Origin of the sequence: Sulfurimonas marina (assembly GCF_014905095.1) — a bacterium.
GTDB classification, from domain to species: domain Bacteria; phylum Campylobacterota; class Campylobacteria; order Campylobacterales; family Sulfurimonadaceae; genus Sulfurimonas; species Sulfurimonas marina.
In genome coordinates this window covers 1,679,324-1,702,492 of record NZ_CP041165.1, presented here as the reverse complement: position 1 = coordinate 1,702,492, position 23,169 = coordinate 1,679,324, and the positions used below count along the sequence as shown (strand labels likewise).

Here is a 23,169-nt window from a genome sequence, read left to right as displayed (position 1 = left end):
AGGGTATTATAGTATAATACGTTAAATTTTTATAGCTAGGAATAAAATTGAGTAAAAAAGCAGTTTTAGTGATTACAGATGGGATTGGCTACTGTGCAAAAACAGAGAGTAATGCATTTTATCACGCAAATAAACCTACATATGACAAACTTTTTGAAAACACTCCCCACTCTTTAATCGATACGTTTGGGTTAAGTGTTGGTTTACCTGAAGGTCAGATGGGGAACTCTGAAGTTGGACATATGACTATCGGAAGCGGAAGAATTTTATACCAAGATTTGGTAAAGATCTCTTTGGCTTTAGAAGAACAAACTTTAGAGCACAACGAAGAGTTGGTAAATCTTCTTGGAACTTCTAACAGATTACATTTAATAGGGCTTATGAGTGACGGTGGTGTACACTCTCATATCGATCACTTTATGGGAATAGCAGATATTGCGGCTAAAGCAGGGAAAAAAGTATTTTTACACCTTATTACAGACGGTAGAGACGTATCTCCTACATCGGCAAATAAATATCTTAAAATCGTGAATGAACATCTGAACGATAATATCTCTATCGCAACTATCTCTGGACGTTTTTACTCAATGGACAGAGATAACAGATGGGAAAGAGTTAAGCGCGGATACGATGCAATCGTACATGCTGAACCGAAAACTTCAATGAACCCTGAAGCGTATGTTGGACACTCGTACTCATTAGGTGAAACAGATGAGTTTATGGAACCGACTGCTTTTGAAGGTTACGAAGGTATGGAAGAGGGTGATGCTGTTCTTACTATCAACTTTAGAAGTGATAGAATGCGTGAAATGGTAACTGCTCTTGCTTCAAATGAGTTTAGCGAATTTGAAAGAAAAGCTATCAATATTAATCTAGCTACGATTACAGAATATGATAAAAGTTTTACTTATCCTGTACTTTTCAAAAAAGAAGCACCGAAAAATACTTTGGCAGAAGTGATTAGTAACAATAACCTTCGTCAACTACATACGGCAGAAACAGAAAAATATGCACACGTGACATTTTTCCTAAACGGTGGAATCGATGAACCGTACGCAAACGAAACTCGTGTCTTAATTCCATCACCAAACGTAAAAACGTATGATATGAAACCTGAGATGAGCGCACGTGAAGTGGGTGAAGCAGTTCTCAAAGCAATGGATGAAGAGTACGACTTTATCGTAGTAAACTTTGCAAACGGTGACATGGTTGGACATACGGGAGATTTCGATGCTGCTGTTAAAGCTGTTGAAGCAGTTGATGCTGAACTTGGCAAAATCTTTACAAAAGCAAAAGATAAAGAGTATGCATTTGTACTGACATCTGATCATGGAAACTGTGAAGAGATGAAAGATGATGAAGGAAATATTCTTACAAACCACACAGTTGGAAAAGTTTGGTGTTTCGTTGAAGCAGAAGGTGTAAGTAAAGTTGAATCTGGCGGTTTAAATAACATCGCACCGACTGTTTTAAAACTGATGGAGCTTGAAGTTCCGGCAGAGATGGACCATTCACTAGTTTAAGCAACTAGTTGCGTGAGCTCACTGCTGAAGTGAACATAGCGTTGGCGTAGATGGCGGAATTACTTCCGACATCGTAAATTAAATGAAAAGGGAGAATAATTTTAATGAAATTTAGTGGAAAAAATGTATTAGTTACAGGTTCAAGTCGTGGAATCGGTGCTGAAGTTGCAAAAACTTTAGCAGGTTTCGGTTTAAAAGTATGGGTAAACTACAGAAGCGGCGCTGAAGCAGCTGATAAAGTAAAAGAAGAGATCGAAGCAGCAGGCGGTTCTGCAGCAGTTATCGGTTTTGACGTAAGTGATGAAGCTGCATTTACTGATGCTATTAAAACTATTATCGATAGCGACGGAGAACTTTCATACTTAGTAAACAATGCAGGTATTACAAACGATAAACTTGCACTTCGTATGAAAACAGAAGATTTTATGTCTGTAATCAATGCAAACCTAACATCTTGTTTTATCGGATGTCGTGAATTTTTCAAAGGGGCTAGAAAGAAAAAATTCGGTTCAGTTGTAAATATCGCTTCAATCGTGGGTGAAACTGGAAATGCAGGTCAAACAAACTACTCTGCAAGTAAAGGTGGAGTTATTGCTATGACAAAATCATTCGCATTAGAAGCTGCAACAAGCGGAATTAGATATAACACTGTTACTCCTGGTTTCATCTCAACTGAAATGACAGAAGTTTTAAGTGACGATGTAAAAGCAGCACTTAATGAAAAAATTCCAATGCAGAGAATGGGTGAAGCTAGAGAAATCGCTGAATCTGTGGCATTTTTACTATCTGATCACGCATCGTACATTACGGGTGAAACGCTGAAAGTTAACGGCGGAATGAATATGGCATAAATCTTTATCTAAGATATTTATGATATAATTACGAGATTTTAAAACTTAAATATAGGAGCTATAATGGCACTTTTAGATGATATTAAAGAAGTAGTAGTTGAACAACTAAGCGTAAGCGCTGATGAAGTTAAAGAGGACGCAAAATTCGTTGAAGATTTAGGTGCTGATAGCCTTGACGTTGTTGAACTAGTAATGGCTCTAGAAGAGAAATTCGATATCGAAATTCCAGATGATGAAGCTGAAAAAATTCAAACTGTTGCTGATGTAGTTGCTTACATTGAGAGCAAAAACTAAGAAAAATTAGTTTTTATTATAAAAGGGTTTGCCCCTTTTATAAAAATTTGAAGTATTTTTACCAATTAATTTTTATAGTTAGTTTATAAAAATATTTAATTTATATTACGGAGATATTTAATGAGAAGAGTGGTAGTAACTGGGTTAGGTATGATTAACTCTGTTGGAAATGACAAAGAGAGTTCATTTAAAGCAATTTGTGATGGTGCATGTGGTATTGACACTATTACTATTTTTGACCCGGAAAACTTTTCTGTAAAAATTGCAGGTGAAGTAAAAGATTTTGATCCATCAACTGTTATGCCTCCAAAAGAGGTGAAAAAAGCTGATAGATTTATTCACTTTGGTTTAAAAGCTGCTGCTGAAGCTATGGAAGATGCGGCATTCGGTGATGATATTGATAAAACAAGATTCGGTATTTCAGCTGGTAGTGGTATCGGTGGTCTTCCATCAATCGAGAAAAACTCTGTAATTTTAGAGACACGTGGTGCTAGAAGAATTTCTCCGTTCTTTATCCCTGGAGCACTTGTAAACATGCTTGGTGGATTCGTTTCTATTGAACACGGCGTTCAAGGTCCTAACCTTTCTTCTGTAACTGCTTGTGCAGCTGGTACTCACGCAGTAAGTGAAGCTTGTAAAACTATTATGTGTAACGGTGCTGACAGAATGTTAGTTGTTTCAGCTGAGTCTGCAATTACTGGTGTAGGTGTTGGTGGATTTGCTGCTATGAAAGCACTTTCAACTAGAAATGACGATCCAAAACATGCTTCTCGTCCGTTTGATGCCGGTCGTGACGGTTTCGTAATGGGTGAAGGTGCTGCTGCTCTTATTCTTGAAGAGTATGATATGGCAGTCGCTCGTGGTGCTAAAATTTATGGTGAGATTATCGGGTTTGGTGAAAGTGGAGATGCTAACCACATTACTACTCCAAGTCTTGATGGTCCGGCACGTGCTATGAAAGCAGCATACGAGATGGCTGGTCGTCCAAAAGTTGACTATGTAAATGCACACGGTACTTCAACACCGATCAACGATAAAAACGAAACTGCAGCTGTTAAAGAGCTTCTTGGCGGAAAAGAAAATTGTCCTCCAATGAGTTCAATTAAAGGGCAAATCGGTCACTGTTTAGGTGCTGCAGGTGGTATTGAAGCAGTTACATGTTTAATGGCTATGAGAGATGGTATTATCCCTCCAACTATTAACTATGAAACACCGGATGAAAACTGTGATTTAGATTACGTTACTGAAGGTGCAAGAAAAGCTGAACTAAATGTAGTTATGTCTAACTCTTTTGGATTTGGTGGAACGAACGGCGTTCTTATCTTCAAAAAGATATAAACGATAAGGAAATAATGTGGCAACATACTTAGACTTTGAACACAAAATCAAGTTCATTCAAGAGGATATCATCTCTGCACAAGTTCGTCATGACTATGCAGCAGTTGAAAAGTTACAGGCAAATCTAGAGAGTGAAGTTGAAAAAATTTATGGGAATCTTACTGATTTTCAAAAATTACAACTAGCTCGTCACCTAGATCGCCCATATGCACTTGATTATATTAATTTAATTGTAAGAGATAAGTATGAGATCCACGGGGATAGACACTTCCGTGATGACGCTGCAATTATCTGTTATATGGGGTACATCGGTGACGAAAAAGTTATGGTTATCGGTGAACAAAAAGGGCGTGGTACAAAAAACAAGTTAAAACGTAACTTTGGTATGCCACACCCTGAAGGGTATCGTAAAGCTTTACGTGCTGCAAAACTAGCTGAAAAATTCGGTATGCCTATCGTAATGCTAGTAGACACTCCGGGTGCATATCCAGGAATTGGAGCAGAAGAACGTAACCAGTCTGAAGCAATCGCTAGAAACCTTTTAGAATTTGCTGAATTAAAAGTACCTACTATCTCTATCGTAATCGGTGAAGGTGGTTCGGGTGGTGCTCTTGCAATTGGTGTTGCAGATAAATTTGCTATGATGCGTTACTCTGTATTTAGCGTTATCTCACCAGAGGGTTGTTCGGCAATTTTATGGAACGATCCTGCAAAAGTTGAAGCTGCAACAAATGCTATGAAAATTATTGCTGCAGACCTTAAAGAGCTTGATTTAATCGATGATATTATTAATGAACCTTTAATCGGTGCTCACCGTGAAAAAGAAGCGGCTGCAACAGCAATCGCTGATTATGTTCTAGAGTCTCTTAAAGATTTAAAATCTATGAGTGAAGAAGAGCGTATGGAAGCTCGTTACAATAAACTTGTAAAACCGGGTGCTTTCGCAGAGTAATTTAAAATTACTCCTCTTTTTTAGCCAAAGGGTCAAACTTCGGACGTTTGAGCCTTTTAGCTTCTTTCGAAAAATTTATCAAATCTTCCACATTTTTTATATTTTCATCCAGTTTCTCTAACGATAATAAAAATAGTCCGTATGTAGTGAGGACATCGCTCATAGCTCTATGGTGCTGTGCATTTGGATTGAGGTTAAGGGAATCATTTAAATATGAGAGAGCGTATCTATATGAAACGATTGTTCTTTCTGCAAGTGCTAGTGAGCAGAGTGAACGGTTCAGTAGTGGTGGCAGTCCTATCTTCTCCATACTCTTAGAGATAAACATATAATCAAACTTTACGTCATGTGCTACAAATATAGCATCACCTAAAAAGATACGAAACTCTTCTAAAACTTTGTGAAGTTGTGGAGCATCTTTTGTATCTTCTGCTTTTATCCCTGTGATTTCAGTGATTGCAGGGTTGATCTGCTCTACATATACCAAAGATTCAAACTTGTCTATGATTTTATTGTTTAGCACTTTTACAGCTGCTATTTCAATTATTTGATGTTTCTCAATTTTAGAACCGTTTGTCTCAATATCTACGATACAAAACTCCGCTTCCTCAATAGGTATGAAACGTGTGTCAAAGTAGAAATATCCTTCATGCTTTACAATGTTCAAACCTTGGAGTTTAAAAAGCTCTAGTGATGTATCTAGCTCATCGTTAAGTTGATCTTTTAATGTTTTAAGAGATAAACCTCTTGTTGAGAGTCTTGAGATACTTTTATCGTCAAGACAGATATTATGTCGTAGCATTTTTGATAAACTCTTTCACTTTATTTGGATCTTTTTTACCATGGCTAATTTCAACACCACTGCTAACATCTACCCCATAAAAACCGTACTTTTTGAGTGATGCTACATTGTCTGGATCAAGTCCTCCGGCAAGGATAATCTTAGAACAGTCAACTCCATCAAACCATTCTATATTAATTCTTTTTCCTGCGCCGCCATACGCTTCACAGTATGCATCAACAAGTCTGTATTCTTCAGAAAACTGAGATATATCCTCTTTATTTTTAGCTCGAACAACTTTAATATGAGGAATTTCTAACTGTGCACAAAAATCTTCATCTACTTCGAAATGAAGTTGGGCAAGTGTAGCGCCAACTTTTTTACAAGTATCATTTACTTCTTTTGGTGAAACATTTACAAAAAGTGCTACTTTTTCTACAAAAGGGGGAAGTTGCTTAATAATCTCTTGTGCCTGTGTGATTGTGAGATATCTTGGAGATTTTTCATAAAATACAAAACCAAGAGCATTCGCTCCGGCTTCGATCGCATTCATTGCATCTTCAACTGAAGTTATTCCACAGATTTTTGTACGCATTGCCATAATCGGAAACTTTTAAACTTGTAAACTCTTGATAGCTTCAGCTCTGTTTTCATGTTTAAACACATAGCTTCCTGCAACAACAACATCTACACCTGCATCTTTTAGTGTCTGTACATTTTTATCACTTACACCGCCGTCAACTTCGATCAGACAGTTAGGATTGATACGATCACGCATCTCTTTTAGACGTGCAGCTTTTGGAATAACAGTATCGATAAAGCTTTGTCCGCCAAATCCAGGGTTTACACTCATAAGTAAAACCATATCTAAGTCTTGTAATAAAAATTCGATAGATTCAGGTGGTGTATGAGGGTTTAAAACAATAGCAGGTTTAATCCCGTAACTTCTGATCTTTTGAATAAGTCTGTGAGGGTGTTTCTCCTCTTCGATATGAAAAGAGATATACTCAGGTTTTAAAGGAGCAAACAGCTCAACAAAAAAAGTATTGTTCTCTACCATTAAGTGAACATCAAGTGGTTTCGTCGCAGCTTTTGCAACAGCCTCTACAACAACAGGGCCGATTGTTAGGTTTGGAACAAAATGTCCATCCATTACATCAACGTGAACTAGGTCACAACCACCTTCACAAATCTCTTGCACGTCACGAGCGAGATTACCAAAATCGGCAGACAAAATACTTGGAGCTACTTGCATCATTATAAAATCCATATTAATAAGTTACGAAATTATAGATGAAAATAGCTTTTATCTTGTTAAGAAAAATAAAAACCTGTCATTACTAAAGGCGAGATCAACTTCTACGGCACTTCTTCCTTGTGTAATTTCTAGGAGTGAATCAATATCCGGATAGGTTCTAGGTAATGTAATATCTACACTGATATTCTCATCAGCAAGTAAAGTTTTAATCTTACCGCCTACAATATTTACAAGTTCTGCAAGTGTATCTAAGATAAGTTCTTTATCGTGGGTCTCTTCGCCGATAAGAAGCTCACAAGCTTTTTGTGCAATACTCAGAGGAAATACTAAGATTACCATTCCGTCTATATCTCCGTAAAATCCGATAGAACTTGCAACTTTACCCTGTTTCTCTTTGATAATAATTTTGTCAACTTTGGCATTTTTTTTCACTGCTTGCGCATTTGTCATCATCTCAATAGTTGCAACGGATGCATCAATGAAGTTTGGCAGTTCGCTAACTACTTGTTTAGTAAGGGCACGTTTATTTTTTGTAGCAGCTGCACTACTTGCACCCAGATCGTTTAATAACTCTTTGTTTTGTAAAATATCATCCATCTGATTAAAAAACATGATACCTGCATCTTCAAGTGTCTCTTTAAACTCTTTTGGAGTTTTATCAAAAGTCATTCCCACAAAACAGATAGTAGCATTAAACTCAGCTGCTGAAGAAGCGAGTTTAGAGAAAAAGTTTAGGGCATGAATATTCATACTGACAACTTTATAGGCATCAAATATAAAGAGTCTAAACCCAATTTGCAGAGAGTTATTATGGTAGGCTATATTAAAGGTAGTCCCGATCTCTGCATCTAAAAATGAACTTACCGTATAGATGATGGCATTACCGGTAACACGAGTTGCGACCTTTTGTCCCATCTGTCCGAGATATGTATTTTCAATAATAAGATCGTAAGAATCTTTTGCTTTAGATTTTTCATCAAACTCCTCTTGCGTTTGTGCAATTATCGGGTTATGCCCATTGTCGTGGAGTTCTATAGCCATAGCTGCACGTTGTGATTTATCGTCACTAAAAAGAAGTACATTCTTTTGTTGATTTCTAAAGCTAGAGGTCAATAGTTCGGCAATTTCTAGTGTTTGAAAGAGTGAAAAGTTTAGACCGTCGGAATAAAACTTCATTATCGCTTCATATTTTTTAGGATCATAGTCACAAAAACCTACCATACTTTGGTTTTCACTTCTTACTTTTTGAAACATTTTTACAAAAGCGTCTAAACCGTTTCTATTAAAAAAGATCACTTTTTTTAGCGATACTAAAACCATCTCTACATTTAATTTTAGTGTAGCCTCAATATCTTCTACACTCAGTAGAGAAGTTACTGCATTCCCGTCTAAAAAACCTTGGGGATGGAATACTCCTATCCCGTTTTTTACAACTGCTCTCATTATTGTACATCCATTAAAGTAATAAAGTCGGGATAGATATCTTCAACAAAGTCGATCTGAAAGTCGACGAAATCATTGAGTGTGGCTTCTATAAATTCCGGTTTAGATAAAGTGTAAAATAGAAGCAGATGCATCCATTTACCAAGTAGGTTGATCTGTTCATCTTCTGAAGGTTTAACTCCCGATGCACATTGGACAATATTTGAAGTAACTTCATCCATCTCCCATTTTTTTGCGATCTCTTCACAAATATCGAAAAGATCCATCTTACATAATCTCTCTAAAATAGTGTTGTAATCTATCGCGTTTGCACTTCTTAAAAGATTTACATCATCTAACTTTTCCCCAAAAAGTGCATCTGCAACGATAATACTTGCAGGAAGCAGAGTGATTGCAGATTCAATATCTTTATTTTCAATATTGAGGTGTTTTAAAATCTTTTGCCAGTTTGTAGTAAGTATTGCCTGGAGTTCGTAAAAAGTGTGTGAGTTGAGTTTAAAAAGTGACCATTTTGCAGGGCTGAGTAAACTTATCATATAGTTATATACAGCTTGTTGGGAACCTGATAGCCCTAAAATACCAAAGATTTGAGATATGTCTTTTACCTCTTGTCTAAAGCCATAGATAGGTTTGTTGACAATATTTTTGAGATAACTGCTCATTGCTGCATCTTGAGATGCTACTTTAGCCGCTTTGCTTAATTCCCCTTGATTAAGAATAGCTACCGTTTGTTTTAAAACCTGAGGAGACGGGGGGATCTTCTCTATGAAATTATCTATTTGTGTTTTAGTAATCAACTTATCTACTTTTTATTTTGTAATTGGCTTAATTCTAGCTATAATTACATAAAAGAATTATAAATCGCTATTAGAGCGTTAGAATTATTTCGCTTAAGTTGAAGTTTTGCTTTAATTTGGTATAATTCGCAACTTTAAATATCATTCAAGGATACTGAAATGGCAAGAAGATGTGCTATCAGCGGCAAAGGGCCGATGAGTGGAAACAATGTTTCTCACGCAAAAAACAGAACTAAGCGTCGTTTTTTATTAAACCTAAGAACAGTGCGTATCACATTAGAAGATGGTACAACGAAAAAGATTAAGATTTCTGCAAGAGAATTACGCACACTTAAGAAAAATTCGTAGTTTTAGGAATATAGTTTGAATCTTTTAGAAAGGATTCGTAAATTCCTAAATTGGGAGATTGCTCCCAAACCCGACTCAAAACTTCTTCCGGAAGTTTACCCTCACCTAAAAGCATTTCGTTTACCCCTAATTTTAACCGTAGTAGTGATGCTAATCGGAACTATAGGTTACGTACTTATAGATGATTTTCCAATCATTGATGCGATATATCAAACAGCTGTTACATTTACCACAGTAGGTTTTGGAGAGATCCGTCCTATATCTGATGCAGGTAGAATTTTTACGATCAATCTGATCATTGCAGGATTTGCAGTATTTTCAAGTGCGATCGGTATTTTAGTTTCAGAACTAAACAAGGGGCATATAGTAGCTATACTCAAGGAGCGAAGAATGTTGTATAAAATCGCAAGATTGAAGAAACATTTTGTTGTGTGTTACCATAACGATTATACGATCGAAGTAACCAAACAGTTACGTAAAAATCATATACCGTTTGTAGTAATAGACCCAAGACCTGAAATCCATGAATGGGCATTAGAGTATAAATATCCCCATTTCTTACAGGCTGAACCGCATGCAGAGTTGTCGATGTTAAAAGCGCATTTAGCTTCTGCTAAAGGTATGATCACACTATCTGATTCTATTGCGGATAATATTGCTCTAATTGCATCTGTAAGATTGTTTGAAAAAGAACACTTTTTACCTCGTCCATATTATGTTATCTCTGCAGCTGAATCTATGAGTGATGTAGAAAAGCTGAAAAAACTGGGTTCTGATACGGTTGTTAGTCCTACAAAATTGACAGCTCAAAGGGTCTCTGCAATGGCAGCAAGACCTGATATGGAGAACCTTTTAGAAGAGTTTCTTTATAAAACAGATAATCCAATTGATATGCAAGAGATCGAGGTACCGAAGTACTCATGGGCAGTTCTAAAAAAGCTTAAAGAGACACATATAAGACAGATCGCAAACACATCTGTTGTAGGTATTACGAAAAAAGACGGAAAGTTTGTCGCAATGCCAAAAGGTGATGTTTTAGTTACAAGTGAATGTAGACTTTTAGTAATTGGAACACAAGCAGGTATTCGAACAACAAGAGACATTTTAAGAAAAAGATTGAAGCCTAAGGAGCTGAAGTTTGTATAAATTAGAGAAAATAGAGGGCGGTGTTTGTGCCGCTAACGGTTTTTATGCAGATGGTATTAGTGCCGGTTTAAAAGCAAACAATGCTAAAGACATGGCATTTATTTATGCAGATACAATGTGTGAAATTGCATCAACTTTTACAACAAATAAGATGGCAGCTGCACCTATTAAACATTTTAAGTCAAAGGGTGACTTTAAAACAAACTTTGTACTTATTAACTCGAAAAATGCCAATGCTATGACAGGTGATGCCGGTGTTGATGATATTGAAGAGGTTCTTTCTCACTTACCTAGCAAAGCTGTAAATCCTGTAATGAGTTCAACGGGTGTTATCGGTGTAAGATTACCGAAAGAGAAGCTTATCAACGGTTTAGCTCAGTTTGACCTTACACAACAAAATCCGACAAGTGCTGCTCAAGCTATTATGACAACGGACAGCTTTAAAAAAGAGATTGCATTTCAAGTGACACTACGTGACGGTAGCTCGTTTAACATCGGTGCTATGGCAAAAGGGGCAGGGATGATCAACCCTGCAATGGCTACAATGTTGTGTTTTATCACGACTGATGCAGATGTTGCAAACGCTACAATGCAAAAGATACTTGATCGTGTAGTTATAACTACATTTAATGCTGCTTCAGTTGATGGTGATACATCTACAAACGATACTGTAATGCTCCTTTCTAACTCTAAAAGCGGTGCTTACGATGAGGAAGCATTTGAGGATGCACTGCATCAGATCATGGAGTTTATGGCAAAGCAGATGGTAAAAGATGGTGAGGGTGCTACAAAACTCGTAACCTATAAAGTAACGGGTGCAAAAGATGACCGTGAAGCTGAAGTGGTTGCAAAAGCGCTTTCAAATTCATTACTTGTAAAAACTGCGCTTTATGGGGAAGATCCAAACTGGGGGCGTATCGCTTCAACAGTCGGTGCAAGCGGAGCAGAAGCAAAAGAGGAAACATTGACAATCTCTTTTGACGATGTATGTGTATATGAAAAAGGGAAGCTTTATTTTGATGCCGAGATGGAAAAAGTTGCGGCAGCAGTGATGAAAAAAGATGAGTTCACAATCTCTTGCGATTTAGGTTTAGGTTCAGGCGAATTTACAGCATTCGGCTGTGATCTTGGATATGAATACGTTAAAATTAACGCAGATTACAGAACTTAATAATCGTTTATGAGTTGAGGAGTAGAGTTATTCCTCACTCACTAACGCCTTATTTCTTTTTAGACTTTTTTTCAGCTTTCTCTTTTTTCTTGTAATCTTTAATGTTCTTTTTTATATCTTGTTTCAGCTCTTTTTTGAGCAGGTTTTTCAATTCTTTTTTAAGGAATTTTTTCACTTTCTTTTTATCTATCATAACGTCCCCTTTGAGTAATGTTATATATATGATAGTTCAAGATAACTTAGGTAATTATAAAAGTCATAGTGAGGCAGAAGGATGATATAATATTAGTAACGATTATCATAATTGATATTTAAGGTTAAATGTGTAAAATTTCAACCATAAAGTAAAAAAGGTTTTTTAATGAAAAGTATAAAAAAAGTATTTATTGTTTTAGCTCTTTTTAGCGCTGTTACTCAATTGAGTGCCACAACAATATTTGCACGTCAATACAATACAAACTGTAACACTTGTCACGTTGCACTTCCACCAATGCTAAACAGTACAGGAAAAGAGTTTTTACGAAACGGTATGCGTTTTTCTCAAAGCGATACAACAACATTACAAAAAGTACTCAGTGATGAAGAGAGTGTAGTACCTGTTGGTATCTTTTTAGGTGTGATGAATAAAAATGGTGAGGTTACCCGTTCAACGCCAAAAGGGGAGATGAAAAAAGAGAATGAGGTGAATAATCCGATTATGACACTTCTTTCATCTGGTTCTTTGAGTAAAAATTTCTCCATGTTTGCAGGGGCTAGGTTTGCATATATTTACTCAACACCAACTGCGAATGAGAGAGAGTTAAAACTGATACGAGAGAAGATATATATACAGTACAATCAAACAAAAACACATCTGATGCGAGCAGGGGTATTACTACCGTATCCAGATTCTTCTGAGAATTCAGGTTTATCTGATATGCCTGATCTTTATATCTCTCCAATTGATAGAGGGAATCTAAAACCGATATACGGGGCTGAATACTCTTACATGAATAACAGTGGTTTTACTTTTTCAGTACTTGGAGGAGTTGTTGGAAAACTAAATAATGAAAACTCCCTTATGGGAAGTATAGAGTATGAATATGACCTGTTAAGCATCTCTGCCATTGTAAATAAGATTTGGGCAACACAAAGTGATTCTGAGATTGCAACATATTCACCGTCAGAGATTATACTTGGAGAGAGGCTCTCTGTTATGGTACCTCTTGAGCTTGATTTAGAATATGGATATGTAAATGTTACAGGGGTATATGAGAACAATGACAGAGTAGCTAATGAAGACTATTATGGTCTGGAAACTTCTATCAATGCACCTGTATTTGAAAATGGACAAGTACGATTAATATACACCGTTGATAACGAACAAGAAAAAGGGTACGCTTTGAAATATTCACATCTATTTTTTGAACATATCTTTTTGAATGCAAATTATGTAAAAGTAAAAGCTACTGCAAGTGAGTTTGAAACAGTTGGTGTTGGGCTTAGTCTGATATATTAGAATCTGTTTATTTACTATTTAGAGATAAAATTTCTCCATGAAATTTCTGCTTTTAGTCTTTGTTTTCATCACTTCTGTTACTTTTAGTTCTGTGGCATTTGCAGAAGATCCGAGTACACACATCACTACCTCTATAGAGGAGTGTGAACTCAGCGAAGAGATACAGATAAGTGATGACAGAGATGATCTGGCATGTGCAAAAATTGACTATAAAACTGTTTGTATACAGGATATATGTACAAATCATCCACAACTCGATCTTTATAAAGAGTTGCTCTCACCCCCTCATTTAAAACCGCCAATCGTTTAATATACCTCAATTTTAACCAATTTTATACTAGAAAAATACTAATTAAGGAATATTATAATGATCAAAAAAAGTGGATTATTAGACGGTAATGAGATCTTTGTGAACAGTTATTTTAAAAAACACTCTGAAGAGTTACTCGATCTTGTTAAAAATGGACAAAATCCCAAAGCTTTATTTATAGGATGTGCAGATTCTCGGGTTATACCAAACCTGATTACACAAACTGCACCAGGTGAACTTTTTGTACTGAGAAATGTAGGGAACTTTGTAGCACCCTATAAGCCCGATGAGGAGTTTCACTCAACAGCAACAGGGATAGAGTATGCTGTTAATGCTTTAAATGTTTCAGAAATAATTATCTGCGGACATACCCATTGCGGTGCTATCGCTTCGTTATACTCGGAACTTGACGACGACTCGTTTATTCATACAAAAAAATGGCTGACACTTGGAGAGAAACCAAAAGCACTTGCAAAACTCGCACTTGGAAAAGATGCTTCTAAAGAGGAGTTGCTGCGTTTGACTGAAAAACTCTCTGTGATTTCACAAATTGAAAACCTCTTAACTTATCCATATATCAAAGAGGGTGTTGCAAATGAAACTATCCATATTCATGGATGGATGTACGATATTCAAACAGGGGCTATTGAGTACTACGATCCAGATGAACATGCATTTAAATCACTTATAAAAGAGGGTGATAATGTTGCAGTTTAATCATTTTCGCGGTGACCTTTTTGGAGGATTGACTGCAGCTATTGTAGCACTGCCTCTTGCTCTAGCGTTTGGAGTGGGTTCAGGTATGGGGGCTATTGCAGGATTATACGGGGCAATAGCACTTGGAATATTTGCGGCACTTTTTGGCGGAACAAAAACACAGATCAGTGGACCGACAGGGCCTATGACGGTAGTTGCTGCAACGGTGATCGCTGCACAAATTGCCCATTTTGGAACATTGGAAGCAGCCCTTCCTTCAATTTTAGCAACCTTTATCCTTGCCGGATTATTGCAGATCTTTATGGGTGTTATCCGTATAGGGACCTATATTAAGTATATGCCATATCCTGTGATCTCAGGTTTTATGAGCGGTATCGGTGTGATCATAATTATTTTACAAATTTTTCCTTTTGCCGGACTCGAAGCTCCAAAAGGGATCATAGAAACGTTAAAATCTTTAGATCAGGTTTTTACAGGATTTAACCCTGCGGCTGTTTTTTTAGCACTTGGGACAATAGCTACGATCTACCTGTTTCCAAAGGTAACCAAAGCGGTGCCTTCAACGCTTGTAGCGCTGATACTTTTTACCCTTGTAGCTTATTTCTTAGAGTTGGATGTAGCGGTAATCGGTGAGATCCCAACGGGATTGCCTACACTTCATTTAGACTCCTTGGTACCGACAAACTGGCACGATCCGATGCTTATTGTTGTTTCAGCAATTACTTTGTCTGCTTTAGGTGCGATCGACTCTTTACTTACGTCTGTTGTTGCGGACAATATGACAAAAACGCAACACCAATCAAATAAAGAACTCATCGGACAGGGAATCGGTAACTCTATAGCCGGTCTTATAGGAGGACTTCCTGGTGCAGGTGCGACTATGCGTACGGTTGTAAATATCAATTCCGGAGGAAAAACAAAGCTCTCAGGATTTGTTCACGGTGTTATACTACTTCTGGTTTTAATAGGTGCAGGAGTGTATGCGAAAGTGATTCCACTTAGTGTTCTTGCCGGAATTTTGATCACTGTAGGGATAGGGATTATAGACTATAAAGGTTTAAAAGATATCCGCTATATTCCACGTTCTGATGCAGTTATTATGATTGTAGTGCTTCTTTTAACTGTTTTAGTAGATCTTTTACAAGCGGTTGCTGCAGGAATGGTAATGGCCTCATTGTGGTTTATGAAGCAGATGAGTGAAAATGCTCATGCAAACGCAAAAGGGAAATTGCATACTCCAAGTTGTGAGGAGATGGGTAAAAAAGTGTATATGCAACATTTTGAAGGGCCTATATTTTTCGGTTTTACATTTGGATTTAAAGAGATAGTTCGTGAGATGCCGGAGGTTGAAGCAGTTGTTTTTAATATGCTTGATGTCCCGTACATCGATCAAAGTGGACTTTATGTGATGGAGGAGACGATAATCTCTTTAAGACAAAAAGGGATAGATGTCTATTTCTTTGGGATGCAGACACAACCAAAAGATATGTTTGAAAAAGTAAAACTAATCCCTAACCTTGTCGAAAAAGAGAATCTTTATGACGATTTTACAGCGTTTAGCAAAGCTGTAAAGATTTAGTTGTATTCGTTCTTAAAAGAAACGTAACGTTTAGCCGATGCGTAAAGCTCGGCTACCTCTTCATCTGTAAGTTCACGTACAACTTTTGCAGGACTACCCATAATTAAGCTTCTTGGTGGAAATTTTTTCCCTTTAGTAACTAAGCTTCCTGCACCTACGATGCTCTCTTTTCCGATTACGGCATTATCAAGTATAGTTGCACTCATTCCGATGAGACATGCATCTTCGATTTTACAGCCGTGAAGCATTACGCGGTGCCCGATTGTTACATCGTTTCCTATGATAGTTGGACTTCCATCCCCCTTTTTATATCTGTCTTCACCTTTATGGTGTGTAACATGGATCATAGAACAGTCCTGAACACTTGTTCTGTCTCCGATTTTGATGTAGTGCACATCGCCTCTTATTACCGTTCCAAACCAGATAGAACAATCTTCACCTATCTCAACATCTCCGATCACATCAGCTGATGGTGCAGTCCATGTATTCTTACCAATTTTAGGTTCATAATCTTTAAATTTATGTATCATTTTCTTTTACTCTTTTTAACTTTCTATAAATAATCTCTCAACTAAATGTTGAATATTTGTGGATGATTCTTTTCTTGTCGCTTTCGTGATCTTGTTCACATACTCTTCTAGGAGTTTATGGCTGTTGATCGAGCGCTCATCCGCTTTTACTTTTGTATATGTCCCATCGCTTTGAAGCTCATGTGCCAGAACGTTATCTGAGCATTGGAGGTTTAAGATCTGAATGATTTTTTTCTTTGCATTTTCATCTTTAACAGCCGTTAAAAGCTCAATACGTCTTACAAGGTTTCTCGGCATCCAGTCAGCACTTGAGATATACACTTGCGATGCATCGTTTTTAAAGTAAAATGTACGTGCATGTTCAAGATATTTCCCAAGTATTGAGATAACTCTGATGTTTTCACTAACACCTTCAATCCCAGGTTTAAGACAACAGATCCCGCGAACAATAAGATCAACTTTTACACCCGCCTGACTCGCTTTGTAGAGTGCACGGATCACATCGTCATCAACGAGTGAATTGATCTTTGCGATAATACGTCCGTTTTCACCTTGACGCGTTTCATTGTGGATAAGTGAAAGGATCTTCGGCTTGATCTGTGATGGGGCCATATAGAGTTCGTTAAGCTTCCCTTTTTTACTAAAACCTGTTAGGAAGTGAAAAAAACGTGTCAGATCGTTTGTCACCACATCTTTACTTGTCATATAACTCATATCTGTATAGATTTTAGCAGTTGAAGGGTTGTAGTTTCCAGTCCCTAAGTGCGCGTACTGTTTTAGTCTGCCGTTAATTCTGCGAGTTACAAGAGCAGCTTTTGCGTGAACTTTTAAGCCCTTGATACCGTAGATAACATGTGCACCCGATTTCTCTAATGCTTTTGCCCAGATAAGGTTGTTCTCTTCATCGAAACGTGCTTTTAGCTCAACCATAACCGTTACCTGTTTACCGCTTTCACTCGCATCCATTAACGCTTTTACAATTGGCGAGTTTTGCCCTGAGCGGTAAAGTGTCATCTTGATCGATACTACATCAGGGTCTTTTGCAGCAGTTTGAATCAGTTTTACGATCGGCTCAAAACTCTCGTACGGATGGTACATAAAGATATCTTGTTTATCTAGTACACCGAAGATGTTTTCATTACCGTCTAAAGGCGGTAAGTTTTTCGGTTTAAACGACGGTGATAAGAGATGTGCGTAATCTTTATTGCCCACTATTTGCCACAGACTTGAGAGGTTCAGGTCTGTATGGAAAGTGTAGATATCGTCTTTATAGATATTTGCATGACGGTTAAAGAAGTTAATGATCTCGCTGTCTGCATTACTTCCAACCTCAAGACGAACCATCTCCCCTTTTCTACGAAGCTTCAGACCCTCTTCAAGGATCTCCATAAAATCGTCAGCTTCCTCCTCCTCGATCTCGATATCTGCATTTCTCGTTACACGAAACGATGCATATTTCATCAGTTTGTATCCAGGAAAAAGCTCATCGATATGTTGCTCAACAACACTCTCGATAGGTATATAGATACCGTTTCCAAGCTCTACGTATCTGTTTAAAACACGAGGTACACGTACAATCCCAAAACGCTCAATACTCAAGTTTTCGGTATCTTGAAGTTTTACGATCAAACCGAAACTGAGGTTGTTTAGGTGTGGGAAAGGGTGTGTCGCATCAACGGCAATAGGGATAATAACAGGATAGATATTTTCTTGAAAGTACTGATTTACTTTATGTTTATCCTGATTGTTAAGCTCATTATAGCTTTTTACACTGATCCCCTCATTTTCAAGCTTTTTAAAAATCTCGGTTCTACAGTGTTCTACAACCTGCTGTTCTTGGTGAAGATAGGTTCTTATCTCTCTTAGTTGTTGCAGGGGCGTGAGTCTGTCTGCACCTGAGACGATGATCCCCGCAGAGAAAAGTTTTTTCAGTCCCGCTACACGGATCATATAAAATTCATCTAAATTTGTTCCGTAGATAGCAAGAAATTTTAAACGCTCTAAAAGTGGTAAGCTATCGTCTTGTACCTGTTTGAGAACTCTTGTATTAAATTGTAACCACGAGAGTTCGCGGTTATTATAAAAATTTGGATTTTTTAAGTTTAACATACAATCTAGCCCTATTAAGTATAGTTTTTATGTATTATATCTTAACTTACATTTCTATTTTATTACACCGCTCCCTTTATAGTTGGCAGAGTGGTAAATCGTAACGCCGTATTTGCGTGCATAGTACTTCATAAGTAGGCGTTGGAGTGTCGGTTCAATTGAGGGTGCGAACCAGGCATTGTTACTTATCGCTACCATAAAGTCGAATTCCCCCTGGTAAAGGGCATCGCATGTGGCTTCGTAACAGATCGCATTTCTTATCTTAGTTTTGTTGATTGTAAAGTCGGTCGGTTGCTCAGCTGTTACAAAGTCGCTTGCCCCTTGGAAAAATGTGTCGTTTACAAACTCTTTCATAAAAGAGGGGAGTGGAATATACTCCCCAAAAGGTACAAGGACAATCTTTTTAGCTACCTGATATTCACCCTCTTTAAACATATAGGTTACATTGTAATGTTTTCCCTCTTCAACTAAAAGTGCCCCCGCTATGATGGTAATATCATATGATATTTTTTTGAGCTCTGAGAGGAGTTTTGGGCTTTTATTCATAAATAAGGGAAATACAGATTCCGGAAGCACTACAACTTCATACCCCTCATATTTTGCCTGAGTAATCTCTTTAAATATCATCTCCACGGTAGGGTAAAGATTTTTTTGTTGCCATTTATCCTCTTGTTTTACATCTGTTTGTACCAGTTTAATGCTCAGGGGGATATTCTTTTGCGGCGGGTAACCGAAATTTATAGCAAATACCAATAATACTAAAGGGTAGTATTTGTATTTAGGGTAATGTTTGTATGCATAAAGTGTAGAAGCCAGGGCGAGTAAAACAAAACCAAACTGGTATTTATATACGCCTATAAAGCTGTCTATAAAAAGGAGTTCTGGTTTAAACCAGTTCCAGTCAAACGGTTCGAGAAAACTAAGACCAAAGAGAAGCGCTGCGCGTATGAAAGGGTTGGTTGTAAAGTACATAGGTAAAAAGAGCAGCAGGTAAAGCACTCCAAATCCCAAAGTAACGATCGGAGTCATAAAACCTACACCCTGGTACTCGAAACTGTACCCGATCCAGTAAAACCAGAGTATCCCTATAGTAAAGCCGGCAACCAAGACGGAGCGTTTAGGAATATATAAAACACTCCCTATCGCAACTAAACCAAGGAAGGTGTTTAAAAGTTTATTTTCCAGTCCAAAATCGCTTAAGTAGATAAATGTACTGAAAAAAAGAGCACTCACTAAACCAAATAAAATATCTTTTGTTCTTTTTGTTATTTTGTTCATAGTGAAATTTTACACAATTTTACTAAGATATTAGTATTGTTTTTGTATAATCTCTCAATTTTATTTAAATAAGGAAGTTTAAGGTATGGAATTAATCTCTCAATTATTACCGTTTGTATTTCTAATCGCAATTATGTACTTTGTGATTATTCGTCCACAGCAAAAAGAAGTGAAAGCTAAAAAAGAGATGATCGAGTCATTGAAAAAAGGTGATAAAGTTATCACTAACGGTGGTTTTATCGTAGTTGTTCACAAAGTTGAAGAAAACTTTTTTAGTGTTGAGATGAATAAAGACACAGTGGTGAAAATCACAAAAGACTCTATTGCAAAGAAGTATGAGGATGAAGCTTAATTATCGTATCGTAATCTTCGCTTTAGCAATCACTTTCGGGGTAGTTTTTTCTATCCCGTCACTGCTTCAAACTGAAGGTGGTAAAAAAATTACACTAGGTCTTGATCTTCAAGGTGGTCTTCATATGCTTCTTGGCGTTAAAACAGAAGAAGCTACAAAATCTCGTATAAAATCTATAACAGCAAGTATTAAACATTTCTCTGAACGTAACGACATTTTAATTGATGGACTTACTTTTGATGAGGGTACTATAAAATTTGAAGTTTTAGATAGTGATGAGATCGCAAAGGTTCAAGAGTATCTTAAAGAGATAGATGGTGCAGTAGTATCTTTAAATAACCAGATTATTTCAGTAAGCCTATCTCCTGAAGAGATCGAAAAGACAAAAAAACTGGCTATCGATCAAGCTATTGAGACTATCAGAAACAGACTTGATCAGTTTGGTTTATCTGAACCGGTTGTTGCAAAACAGGGTGAAGAGAAGATCTTAGTTGAACTTGCAGGGATTAAAACACAAGAGGAAGAGCAACGTGCTCGTGAACTTATCTCTCGTGCTGCAAAGCTTGAACTTATGGCTGTTGATGAGGACAGAGCTGCTCGTGTTTACAATATGAGCGCTAGTGATGCGGCTGCTTACGGTGATGTGATCTTAGAAGATGCAAAAAATCCGGAAGTTAAATATCTCGTTCGTGAGATCCCTATCCTTGATGGTGGAATGCTGACAAACGCGAATGTAGGGTTTGACCAAAACAATCGTCCTGTAATCAACTTTAAGCTTAATGCTGAGGGTGCAGAGATCTTTGGTGACTTTACAGGTAAAAGCGTAGGGAAGCGTCTTGCAATCGTACTTGATGGAAAAGTGTACTCAGCTCCAAATATCAATGAGAGAATCGGTGGCGGTTCTGGACAGATTTCAGGAAACTATACGGTTCTTGAAGCAAAAGACTTAGCAATCGCTCTAAGAAGTGGTGCATTACTTGCCCCAATTTATCTAATGGAGAAACGTTCAGTTGGACCAAGCCTTGGAGCTGATTCTATTAAAGCTTCATTGATCGCACTTATCGGCGGTTTTGTTTTAGTAATTATCTTTATGGTGATCTACTACCGTGCGGCAGGCGTTATTGCAAACATTGCACTTATTGCAAACCTCTTTTTACTTTTAGCGGTAATGAGTCTATTTGGTGCGACATTGACACTTCCAGGTATGGCGGGTATTGTTTTAACTGTCGGTATGGCGGTTGATGCCAATGTTATTATCTCTGAGCGTATCCGTGAACTTATCCGTGAGGGTAAATCTATGCACAAAGCTATTGAAGACGGTTATGCAAATGCTATGAGTGCCATCTTAGATGCAAACATCACGACGCTTATCGCTTCGGTAGTTCTGTATGCATACGGAACGGGTGCTATTAAAGGTTTTGCGATCACTATGAGTATCGGTATTTTAGCTTCTATGCTAACTGCTATTTTGGGTACACATGGAATCTATCAGATGTTAGAGAGTAAAATGATGAAAAGCAAAAACTATAAGTTTTGGTTTGGGATTAAGGGGCAATAATGGAATTTTTTAAATATACAAGACCATTTAACTTTATGGGCAAATCAAAATTTGCTGCAGTTATCTCGATCGTATTGATTTTAGCTTCGTATGCATTACTTGCTACAAAAGGTTTAAACTACGGTGTTGATTTTGCCGGCGGTACAATTGTTCAAGTAAAATACGACACAACTGCACCGATTGACGAGATGCGTAAAAAGCTTGAAGGCAACGAAGTGTTTGCAAACGCTTCTATCACTGAATTTGGTTCACCTGATGAGGTTGTAATCCGTCTGAAAACTACAACAGGAAGTGTGACGACAGATATCGGTGATCTTACTCGTGAGGCTCTAAAAGGGACTGGAAACTATGAAGTACGCCGTGTAGATATCGTTGGCCCTAAAGTTGGTAATGAACTTAGAGAAAAAGGGATCATGGCGATGCTACTTGCTATTGCCGGGATCTTAATCTATGTAGCATTTAGATTTGAATGGCGTTTTGCGGTTGCTTCTATCTTCGCATTGATTCATGACGTTTCAATCGCTCTTGGAGCAGTAAGCCTTTCTGGAATTGATGTAAACCTTGATGTTTTAGCAGCATTGCTTACACTTCTTGGATACTCGCTTAACGACACAATTATCGTCTTTGACCGTATCCGTGAAGGGATTGAAACAAGTAAGAAAACAGTACTTGCTGAGATTATCAATGAGTCTGTTACAAGAACATTGGCACGTACGACACTAACGTCACTTACGACTTTCTTTGTTGTACTGACTCTATTCTTATTTGGCGGTGAGATTATTCACCCATTTGCATTTACCTTATTAGTAGGTATAATTGTAGGTACATACTCATCTATCTTTGTTGCTTCTCCGGTATTGATGTGGTTTGGCTTTAGCGTTCAAAACTATCATGAGAAGTTGGCACAAAAAGCAAAAAGAGAAGCTGAGAAAAACAGAATGCGCGAGCAATTCGAATCTGGTGTGATGTAAAAAAAAGGAGACTATAGATGGATTGGGGTAAAGTAGTATACGTATTTTTTTCGTTAATGAGTTTAACGTCAATTGCGGGGTTTTTATATGAGAACACTGCAGTTTCACTGTTTATTGCGGCAAGTTTAAACCTTGTTTCAACAATTTTAAAAATCGGAGTGAGAAACCTACTTTCTGCAGAGCTTCTTGCATCTTCATTAGTAGCTGATTTACACCTTATACCGGCGTTTATCTTTTTAGTAATTGTCGGTGATGACACGTGGGCTATTGCACTTGCAATCGGTGCACTTATCGCAAACGTATTTTCTATGGGACTTGTGTATATTGAGAGTTCCAAAACACACGAAGAATATTAGGAGAATTTT

25 protein-coding genes are annotated in these 23,169 nt (G+C 37.4%); 16 read left to right on the top strand and 9 right to left on the bottom strand.

All coding sequences use genetic code 11. The annotated features are described in order from the left end of the window. The first annotated feature begins 47 nt into the window (after positions 1 to 47). The 5 genes from gpmI (at position 48) to accA (ending at position 4,958) form a co-directional block, all read left to right on the top strand. Positions 48 to 1,523 (top strand): 2,3-bisphosphoglycerate-independent phosphoglycerate mutase, encoded by a 1,476-nt coding sequence (gene gpmI / locus FJR03_RS08685; RefSeq protein ID WP_193113121.1) that lies wholly within the window; start codon positions 48 to 50, stop codon positions 1,521 to 1,523. Between the two features lie 104 nt (positions 1,524 to 1,627). Next, complete coding sequence (gene fabG, locus FJR03_RS08680; protein WP_193113120.1) at positions 1,628 to 2,374, top strand: 3-oxoacyl-ACP reductase FabG; 747 nt, start codon at positions 1,628 to 1,630, stop codon at positions 2,372 to 2,374. A 63-nt stretch (positions 2,375 to 2,437) separates the two neighbouring features. Next, positions 2,438 to 2,668, top strand: coding sequence for an acyl carrier protein (gene acpP / locus FJR03_RS08675; protein WP_193113119.1), 231 nt, complete (start codon positions 2,438 to 2,440; stop codon positions 2,666 to 2,668). Positions 2,669 to 2,788: 120 nt separating this feature from the next. Then, on the top strand, positions 2,789 to 4,006 hold the full coding sequence (locus tag FJR03_RS08670) for a beta-ketoacyl-ACP synthase II (protein ID WP_193113118.1): 1,218 nt from the start codon (positions 2,789 to 2,791) through the stop codon (positions 4,004 to 4,006). 16 nt (positions 4,007 to 4,022) lie between these two features. Next, positions 4,023 to 4,958, top strand: a complete 936-nt coding sequence (gene accA, locus FJR03_RS08665) for an acetyl-CoA carboxylase carboxyl transferase subunit alpha (RefSeq protein ID WP_193113117.1) — start codon at positions 4,023 to 4,025, stop codon at positions 4,956 to 4,958. 7 nt (positions 4,959 to 4,965) lie between these two features. Here the strand turns inward: accA and FJR03_RS08660 are convergent, their stop codons facing one another. Genes FJR03_RS08660 through FJR03_RS08640 form a run of 5 tightly spaced genes read right to left on the bottom strand, consistent with a single transcriptional unit; the run spans position 4,966 to position 9,237 of the window. Then, entirely contained in the window at positions 4,966 to 5,760 is a 795-nt protein-coding gene (locus tag FJR03_RS08660) for a 3'-5' exonuclease (RefSeq protein ID WP_193113116.1), read from the bottom strand. Then, positions 5,747 to 6,334, bottom strand: a complete 588-nt coding sequence (locus FJR03_RS08655) for a phosphoribosylanthranilate isomerase (RefSeq protein WP_193114796.1) — start codon at positions 6,332 to 6,334, stop codon at positions 5,747 to 5,749. Before FJR03_RS08655 ends, FJR03_RS08660 begins: the two co-directional genes overlap by 14 nt. 18 nt (positions 6,335 to 6,352) lie before the next feature. Continuing rightward, positions 6,353 to 6,994: a ribulose-phosphate 3-epimerase gene (gene rpe / locus FJR03_RS08650; protein WP_193114795.1), complete on the bottom strand. Its 642-nt coding sequence runs from the start codon at positions 6,992 to 6,994 to the stop codon at positions 6,353 to 6,355. A gap of 51 nt (positions 6,995 to 7,045) precedes the next feature. Continuing rightward, on the bottom strand, positions 7,046 to 8,440 hold the full coding sequence (locus FJR03_RS08645) for a chemotaxis protein CheX (RefSeq protein WP_193113115.1): 1,395 nt from the start codon (positions 8,438 to 8,440) through the stop codon (positions 7,046 to 7,048). Then, complete coding sequence (locus tag FJR03_RS08640) at positions 8,440 to 9,237, bottom strand: HDOD domain-containing protein (RefSeq protein ID WP_193113114.1); 798 nt, start codon at positions 9,235 to 9,237, stop codon at positions 8,440 to 8,442. Before FJR03_RS08640 ends, FJR03_RS08645 begins: the two co-directional genes overlap by 1 nt. 159 nt (positions 9,238 to 9,396) lie before the next feature. Here FJR03_RS08640 and rpmB point away from each other — a divergent pair, with 159 nt between their 5' ends. Genes rpmB through argJ form a run of 3 tightly spaced genes read left to right on the top strand, consistent with a single transcriptional unit; the run spans position 9,397 to position 11,902 of the window. Beyond that, positions 9,397 to 9,585 (top strand): 50S ribosomal protein L28, encoded by a 189-nt coding sequence (gene rpmB, locus FJR03_RS08635; RefSeq protein ID WP_013326380.1) that lies wholly within the window; start codon positions 9,397 to 9,399, stop codon positions 9,583 to 9,585. A 15-nt stretch (positions 9,586 to 9,600) separates the two neighbouring features. Further along, positions 9,601 to 10,731: a potassium channel family protein gene (locus FJR03_RS08630; protein ID WP_193113113.1), complete on the top strand. Its 1,131-nt coding sequence runs from the start codon at positions 9,601 to 9,603 to the stop codon at positions 10,729 to 10,731. After that, on the top strand, positions 10,724 to 11,902 hold the full coding sequence (gene argJ, locus FJR03_RS08625; RefSeq protein WP_193113112.1) for a bifunctional glutamate N-acetyltransferase/amino-acid acetyltransferase ArgJ: 1,179 nt from the start codon (positions 10,724 to 10,726) through the stop codon (positions 11,900 to 11,902). Before FJR03_RS08630 ends, argJ begins: the two co-directional genes overlap by 8 nt. A 49-nt stretch (positions 11,903 to 11,951) precedes the next feature. On the opposite strand, the gene FJR03_RS08620 is transcribed toward argJ, so the two are convergent. Next, positions 11,952 to 12,095, bottom strand: a complete 144-nt coding sequence (locus FJR03_RS08620) for a hypothetical protein (protein ID WP_193113111.1) — start codon at positions 12,093 to 12,095, stop codon at positions 11,952 to 11,954. 168 nt (positions 12,096 to 12,263) lie between these two features. Between FJR03_RS08620 and FJR03_RS08615 the strand changes: the two genes are divergently transcribed. From FJR03_RS08615 to FJR03_RS08600, 4 genes are read left to right on the top strand one after another with little or no spacing between them, the layout of a single operon-like run. After that, positions 12,264 to 13,400: a hypothetical protein gene (locus FJR03_RS08615; protein ID WP_193113110.1), complete on the top strand. Its 1,137-nt coding sequence runs from the start codon at positions 12,264 to 12,266 to the stop codon at positions 13,398 to 13,400. Between the two features lie 37 nt (positions 13,401 to 13,437). Beyond that, positions 13,438 to 13,710 (top strand): hypothetical protein, encoded by a 273-nt coding sequence (locus tag FJR03_RS08610; RefSeq protein WP_193113109.1) that lies wholly within the window; start codon positions 13,438 to 13,440, stop codon positions 13,708 to 13,710. 57 nt (positions 13,711 to 13,767) lie between these two features. Continuing rightward, positions 13,768 to 14,427, top strand: a complete 660-nt coding sequence (locus FJR03_RS08605; protein ID WP_193113108.1) for a carbonic anhydrase — start codon at positions 13,768 to 13,770, stop codon at positions 14,425 to 14,427. Then, positions 14,414 to 16,006 carry a SulP family inorganic anion transporter gene (locus tag FJR03_RS08600; RefSeq protein WP_193113107.1) on the top strand — a complete coding sequence of 531 codons (1,593 nt, stop codon included), beginning with the start codon at positions 14,414 to 14,416 and terminating at the stop codon, positions 16,004 to 16,006. The genes FJR03_RS08605 and FJR03_RS08600 overlap by 14 nt, the downstream gene beginning before the upstream one ends. On the opposite strand, the gene FJR03_RS08595 is transcribed toward FJR03_RS08600, so the two are convergent. From FJR03_RS08595 to FJR03_RS08585, 3 genes are read right to left on the bottom strand one after another with little or no spacing between them, the layout of a single operon-like run. Further along, complete coding sequence (locus FJR03_RS08595; RefSeq protein ID WP_193113106.1) at positions 16,003 to 16,536, bottom strand: gamma carbonic anhydrase family protein; 534 nt, start codon at positions 16,534 to 16,536, stop codon at positions 16,003 to 16,005. The two genes, FJR03_RS08600 and FJR03_RS08595, sit on opposite strands and share 4 nt — an antisense overlap. A gap of 15 nt (positions 16,537 to 16,551) precedes the next feature. Further along, complete coding sequence (locus FJR03_RS08590; protein WP_193113105.1) at positions 16,552 to 18,645, bottom strand: RNA degradosome polyphosphate kinase; 2,094 nt, start codon at positions 18,643 to 18,645, stop codon at positions 16,552 to 16,554. 54 nt (positions 18,646 to 18,699) lie between these two features. Next, a complete protein-coding gene (locus tag FJR03_RS08585; protein ID WP_193113104.1) occupies positions 18,700 to 19,923 on the bottom strand; it encodes an apolipoprotein N-acyltransferase in 1,224 nt (407 codons plus the stop codon). 85 nt (positions 19,924 to 20,008) lie between these two features. Between FJR03_RS08585 and yajC the strand changes: the two genes are divergently transcribed. From yajC to FJR03_RS08565, 4 genes are read left to right on the top strand one after another with little or no spacing between them, the layout of a single operon-like run. Then, complete coding sequence (yajC, locus tag FJR03_RS08580) at positions 20,009 to 20,275, top strand: preprotein translocase subunit YajC (protein ID WP_193113103.1); 267 nt, start codon at positions 20,009 to 20,011, stop codon at positions 20,273 to 20,275. Next, positions 20,265 to 21,833, top strand: a complete 1,569-nt coding sequence (gene secD / locus FJR03_RS08575; RefSeq protein WP_193113102.1) for a protein translocase subunit SecD — start codon at positions 20,265 to 20,267, stop codon at positions 21,831 to 21,833. Before yajC ends, secD begins: the two co-directional genes overlap by 11 nt. Then, positions 21,833 to 22,804, top strand: a complete 972-nt coding sequence (gene secF, locus FJR03_RS08570) for a protein translocase subunit SecF (protein ID WP_193113101.1) — start codon at positions 21,833 to 21,835, stop codon at positions 22,802 to 22,804. Before secD ends, secF begins: the two co-directional genes overlap by 1 nt. A gap of 17 nt (positions 22,805 to 22,821) precedes the next feature. Then, positions 22,822 to 23,160 carry a DUF6394 family protein gene (locus FJR03_RS08565; protein ID WP_193113100.1) on the top strand — a complete coding sequence of 113 codons (339 nt, stop codon included), beginning with the start codon at positions 22,822 to 22,824 and terminating at the stop codon, positions 23,158 to 23,160. Positions 23,161 to 23,169 lie beyond the last annotated feature (9 nt).

Excerpts from the sequence above, each read along its gene's own strand:
- fabG (WP_193113120.1), top strand. The coding sequence starts at position 1,628 with ATGAAATTTAGTGGAAAAAATGTATTAGTTACAGGTTCAAGTCGTGGA.
- acpP (WP_193113119.1), top strand. The coding sequence starts at position 2,438 with ATGGCACTTTTAGATGATATTAAAGAAGTAGTAGTTGAACAACTAAGC.
- FJR03_RS08670 (WP_193113118.1), top strand. The coding sequence starts at position 2,789 with ATGAGAAGAGTGGTAGTAACTGGGTTAGGTATGATTAACTCTGTTGGA.
- FJR03_RS08660 (WP_193113116.1), bottom strand. The coding sequence starts at position 5,760 with ATGCTACGACATAATATCTGTCTTGACGATAAAAGTATCTCAAGACTC.
- FJR03_RS08655 (WP_193114796.1), bottom strand. The coding sequence starts at position 6,334 with ATGCGTACAAAAATCTGTGGAATAACTTCAGTTGAAGATGCAATGAAT.
- rpe (WP_193114795.1), bottom strand. The coding sequence starts at position 6,994 with ATGCAAGTAGCTCCAAGTATTTTGTCTGCCGATTTTGGTAATCTCGCT.
- FJR03_RS08645 (WP_193113115.1), bottom strand. The coding sequence starts at position 8,440 with ATGAGAGCAGTTGTAAAAAACGGGATAGGAGTATTCCATCCCCAAGGT.
- rpmB (WP_013326380.1), top strand. The coding sequence starts at position 9,397 with ATGGCAAGAAGATGTGCTATCAGCGGCAAAGGGCCGATGAGTGGAAAC.
- FJR03_RS08620 (WP_193113111.1), bottom strand. The coding sequence starts at position 12,095 with ATGATAGATAAAAAGAAAGTGAAAAAATTCCTTAAAAAAGAATTGAAA.
- FJR03_RS08615 (WP_193113110.1), top strand. The coding sequence starts at position 12,264 with ATGAAAAGTATAAAAAAAGTATTTATTGTTTTAGCTCTTTTTAGCGCT.
- FJR03_RS08610 (WP_193113109.1), top strand. The coding sequence starts at position 13,438 with ATGAAATTTCTGCTTTTAGTCTTTGTTTTCATCACTTCTGTTACTTTT.
- FJR03_RS08605 (WP_193113108.1), top strand. The coding sequence starts at position 13,768 with ATGATCAAAAAAAGTGGATTATTAGACGGTAATGAGATCTTTGTGAAC.
- FJR03_RS08600 (WP_193113107.1), top strand. The coding sequence starts at position 14,414 with ATGTTGCAGTTTAATCATTTTCGCGGTGACCTTTTTGGAGGATTGACT.
- FJR03_RS08595 (WP_193113106.1), bottom strand. The coding sequence starts at position 16,536 with ATGATACATAAATTTAAAGATTATGAACCTAAAATTGGTAAGAATACA.
- FJR03_RS08590 (WP_193113105.1), bottom strand. The coding sequence starts at position 18,645 with ATGTTAAACTTAAAAAATCCAAATTTTTATAATAACCGCGAACTCTCG.
- FJR03_RS08585 (WP_193113104.1), bottom strand. The coding sequence starts at position 19,923 with ATGAACAAAATAACAAAAAGAACAAAAGATATTTTATTTGGTTTAGTG.
- yajC (WP_193113103.1), top strand. The coding sequence starts at position 20,009 with ATGGAATTAATCTCTCAATTATTACCGTTTGTATTTCTAATCGCAATT.
- secD (WP_193113102.1), top strand. The coding sequence starts at position 20,265 with ATGAAGCTTAATTATCGTATCGTAATCTTCGCTTTAGCAATCACTTTC.
- secF (WP_193113101.1), top strand. The coding sequence starts at position 21,833 with ATGGAATTTTTTAAATATACAAGACCATTTAACTTTATGGGCAAATCA.
- FJR03_RS08565 (WP_193113100.1), top strand. The coding sequence starts at position 22,822 with ATGGATTGGGGTAAAGTAGTATACGTATTTTTTTCGTTAATGAGTTTA.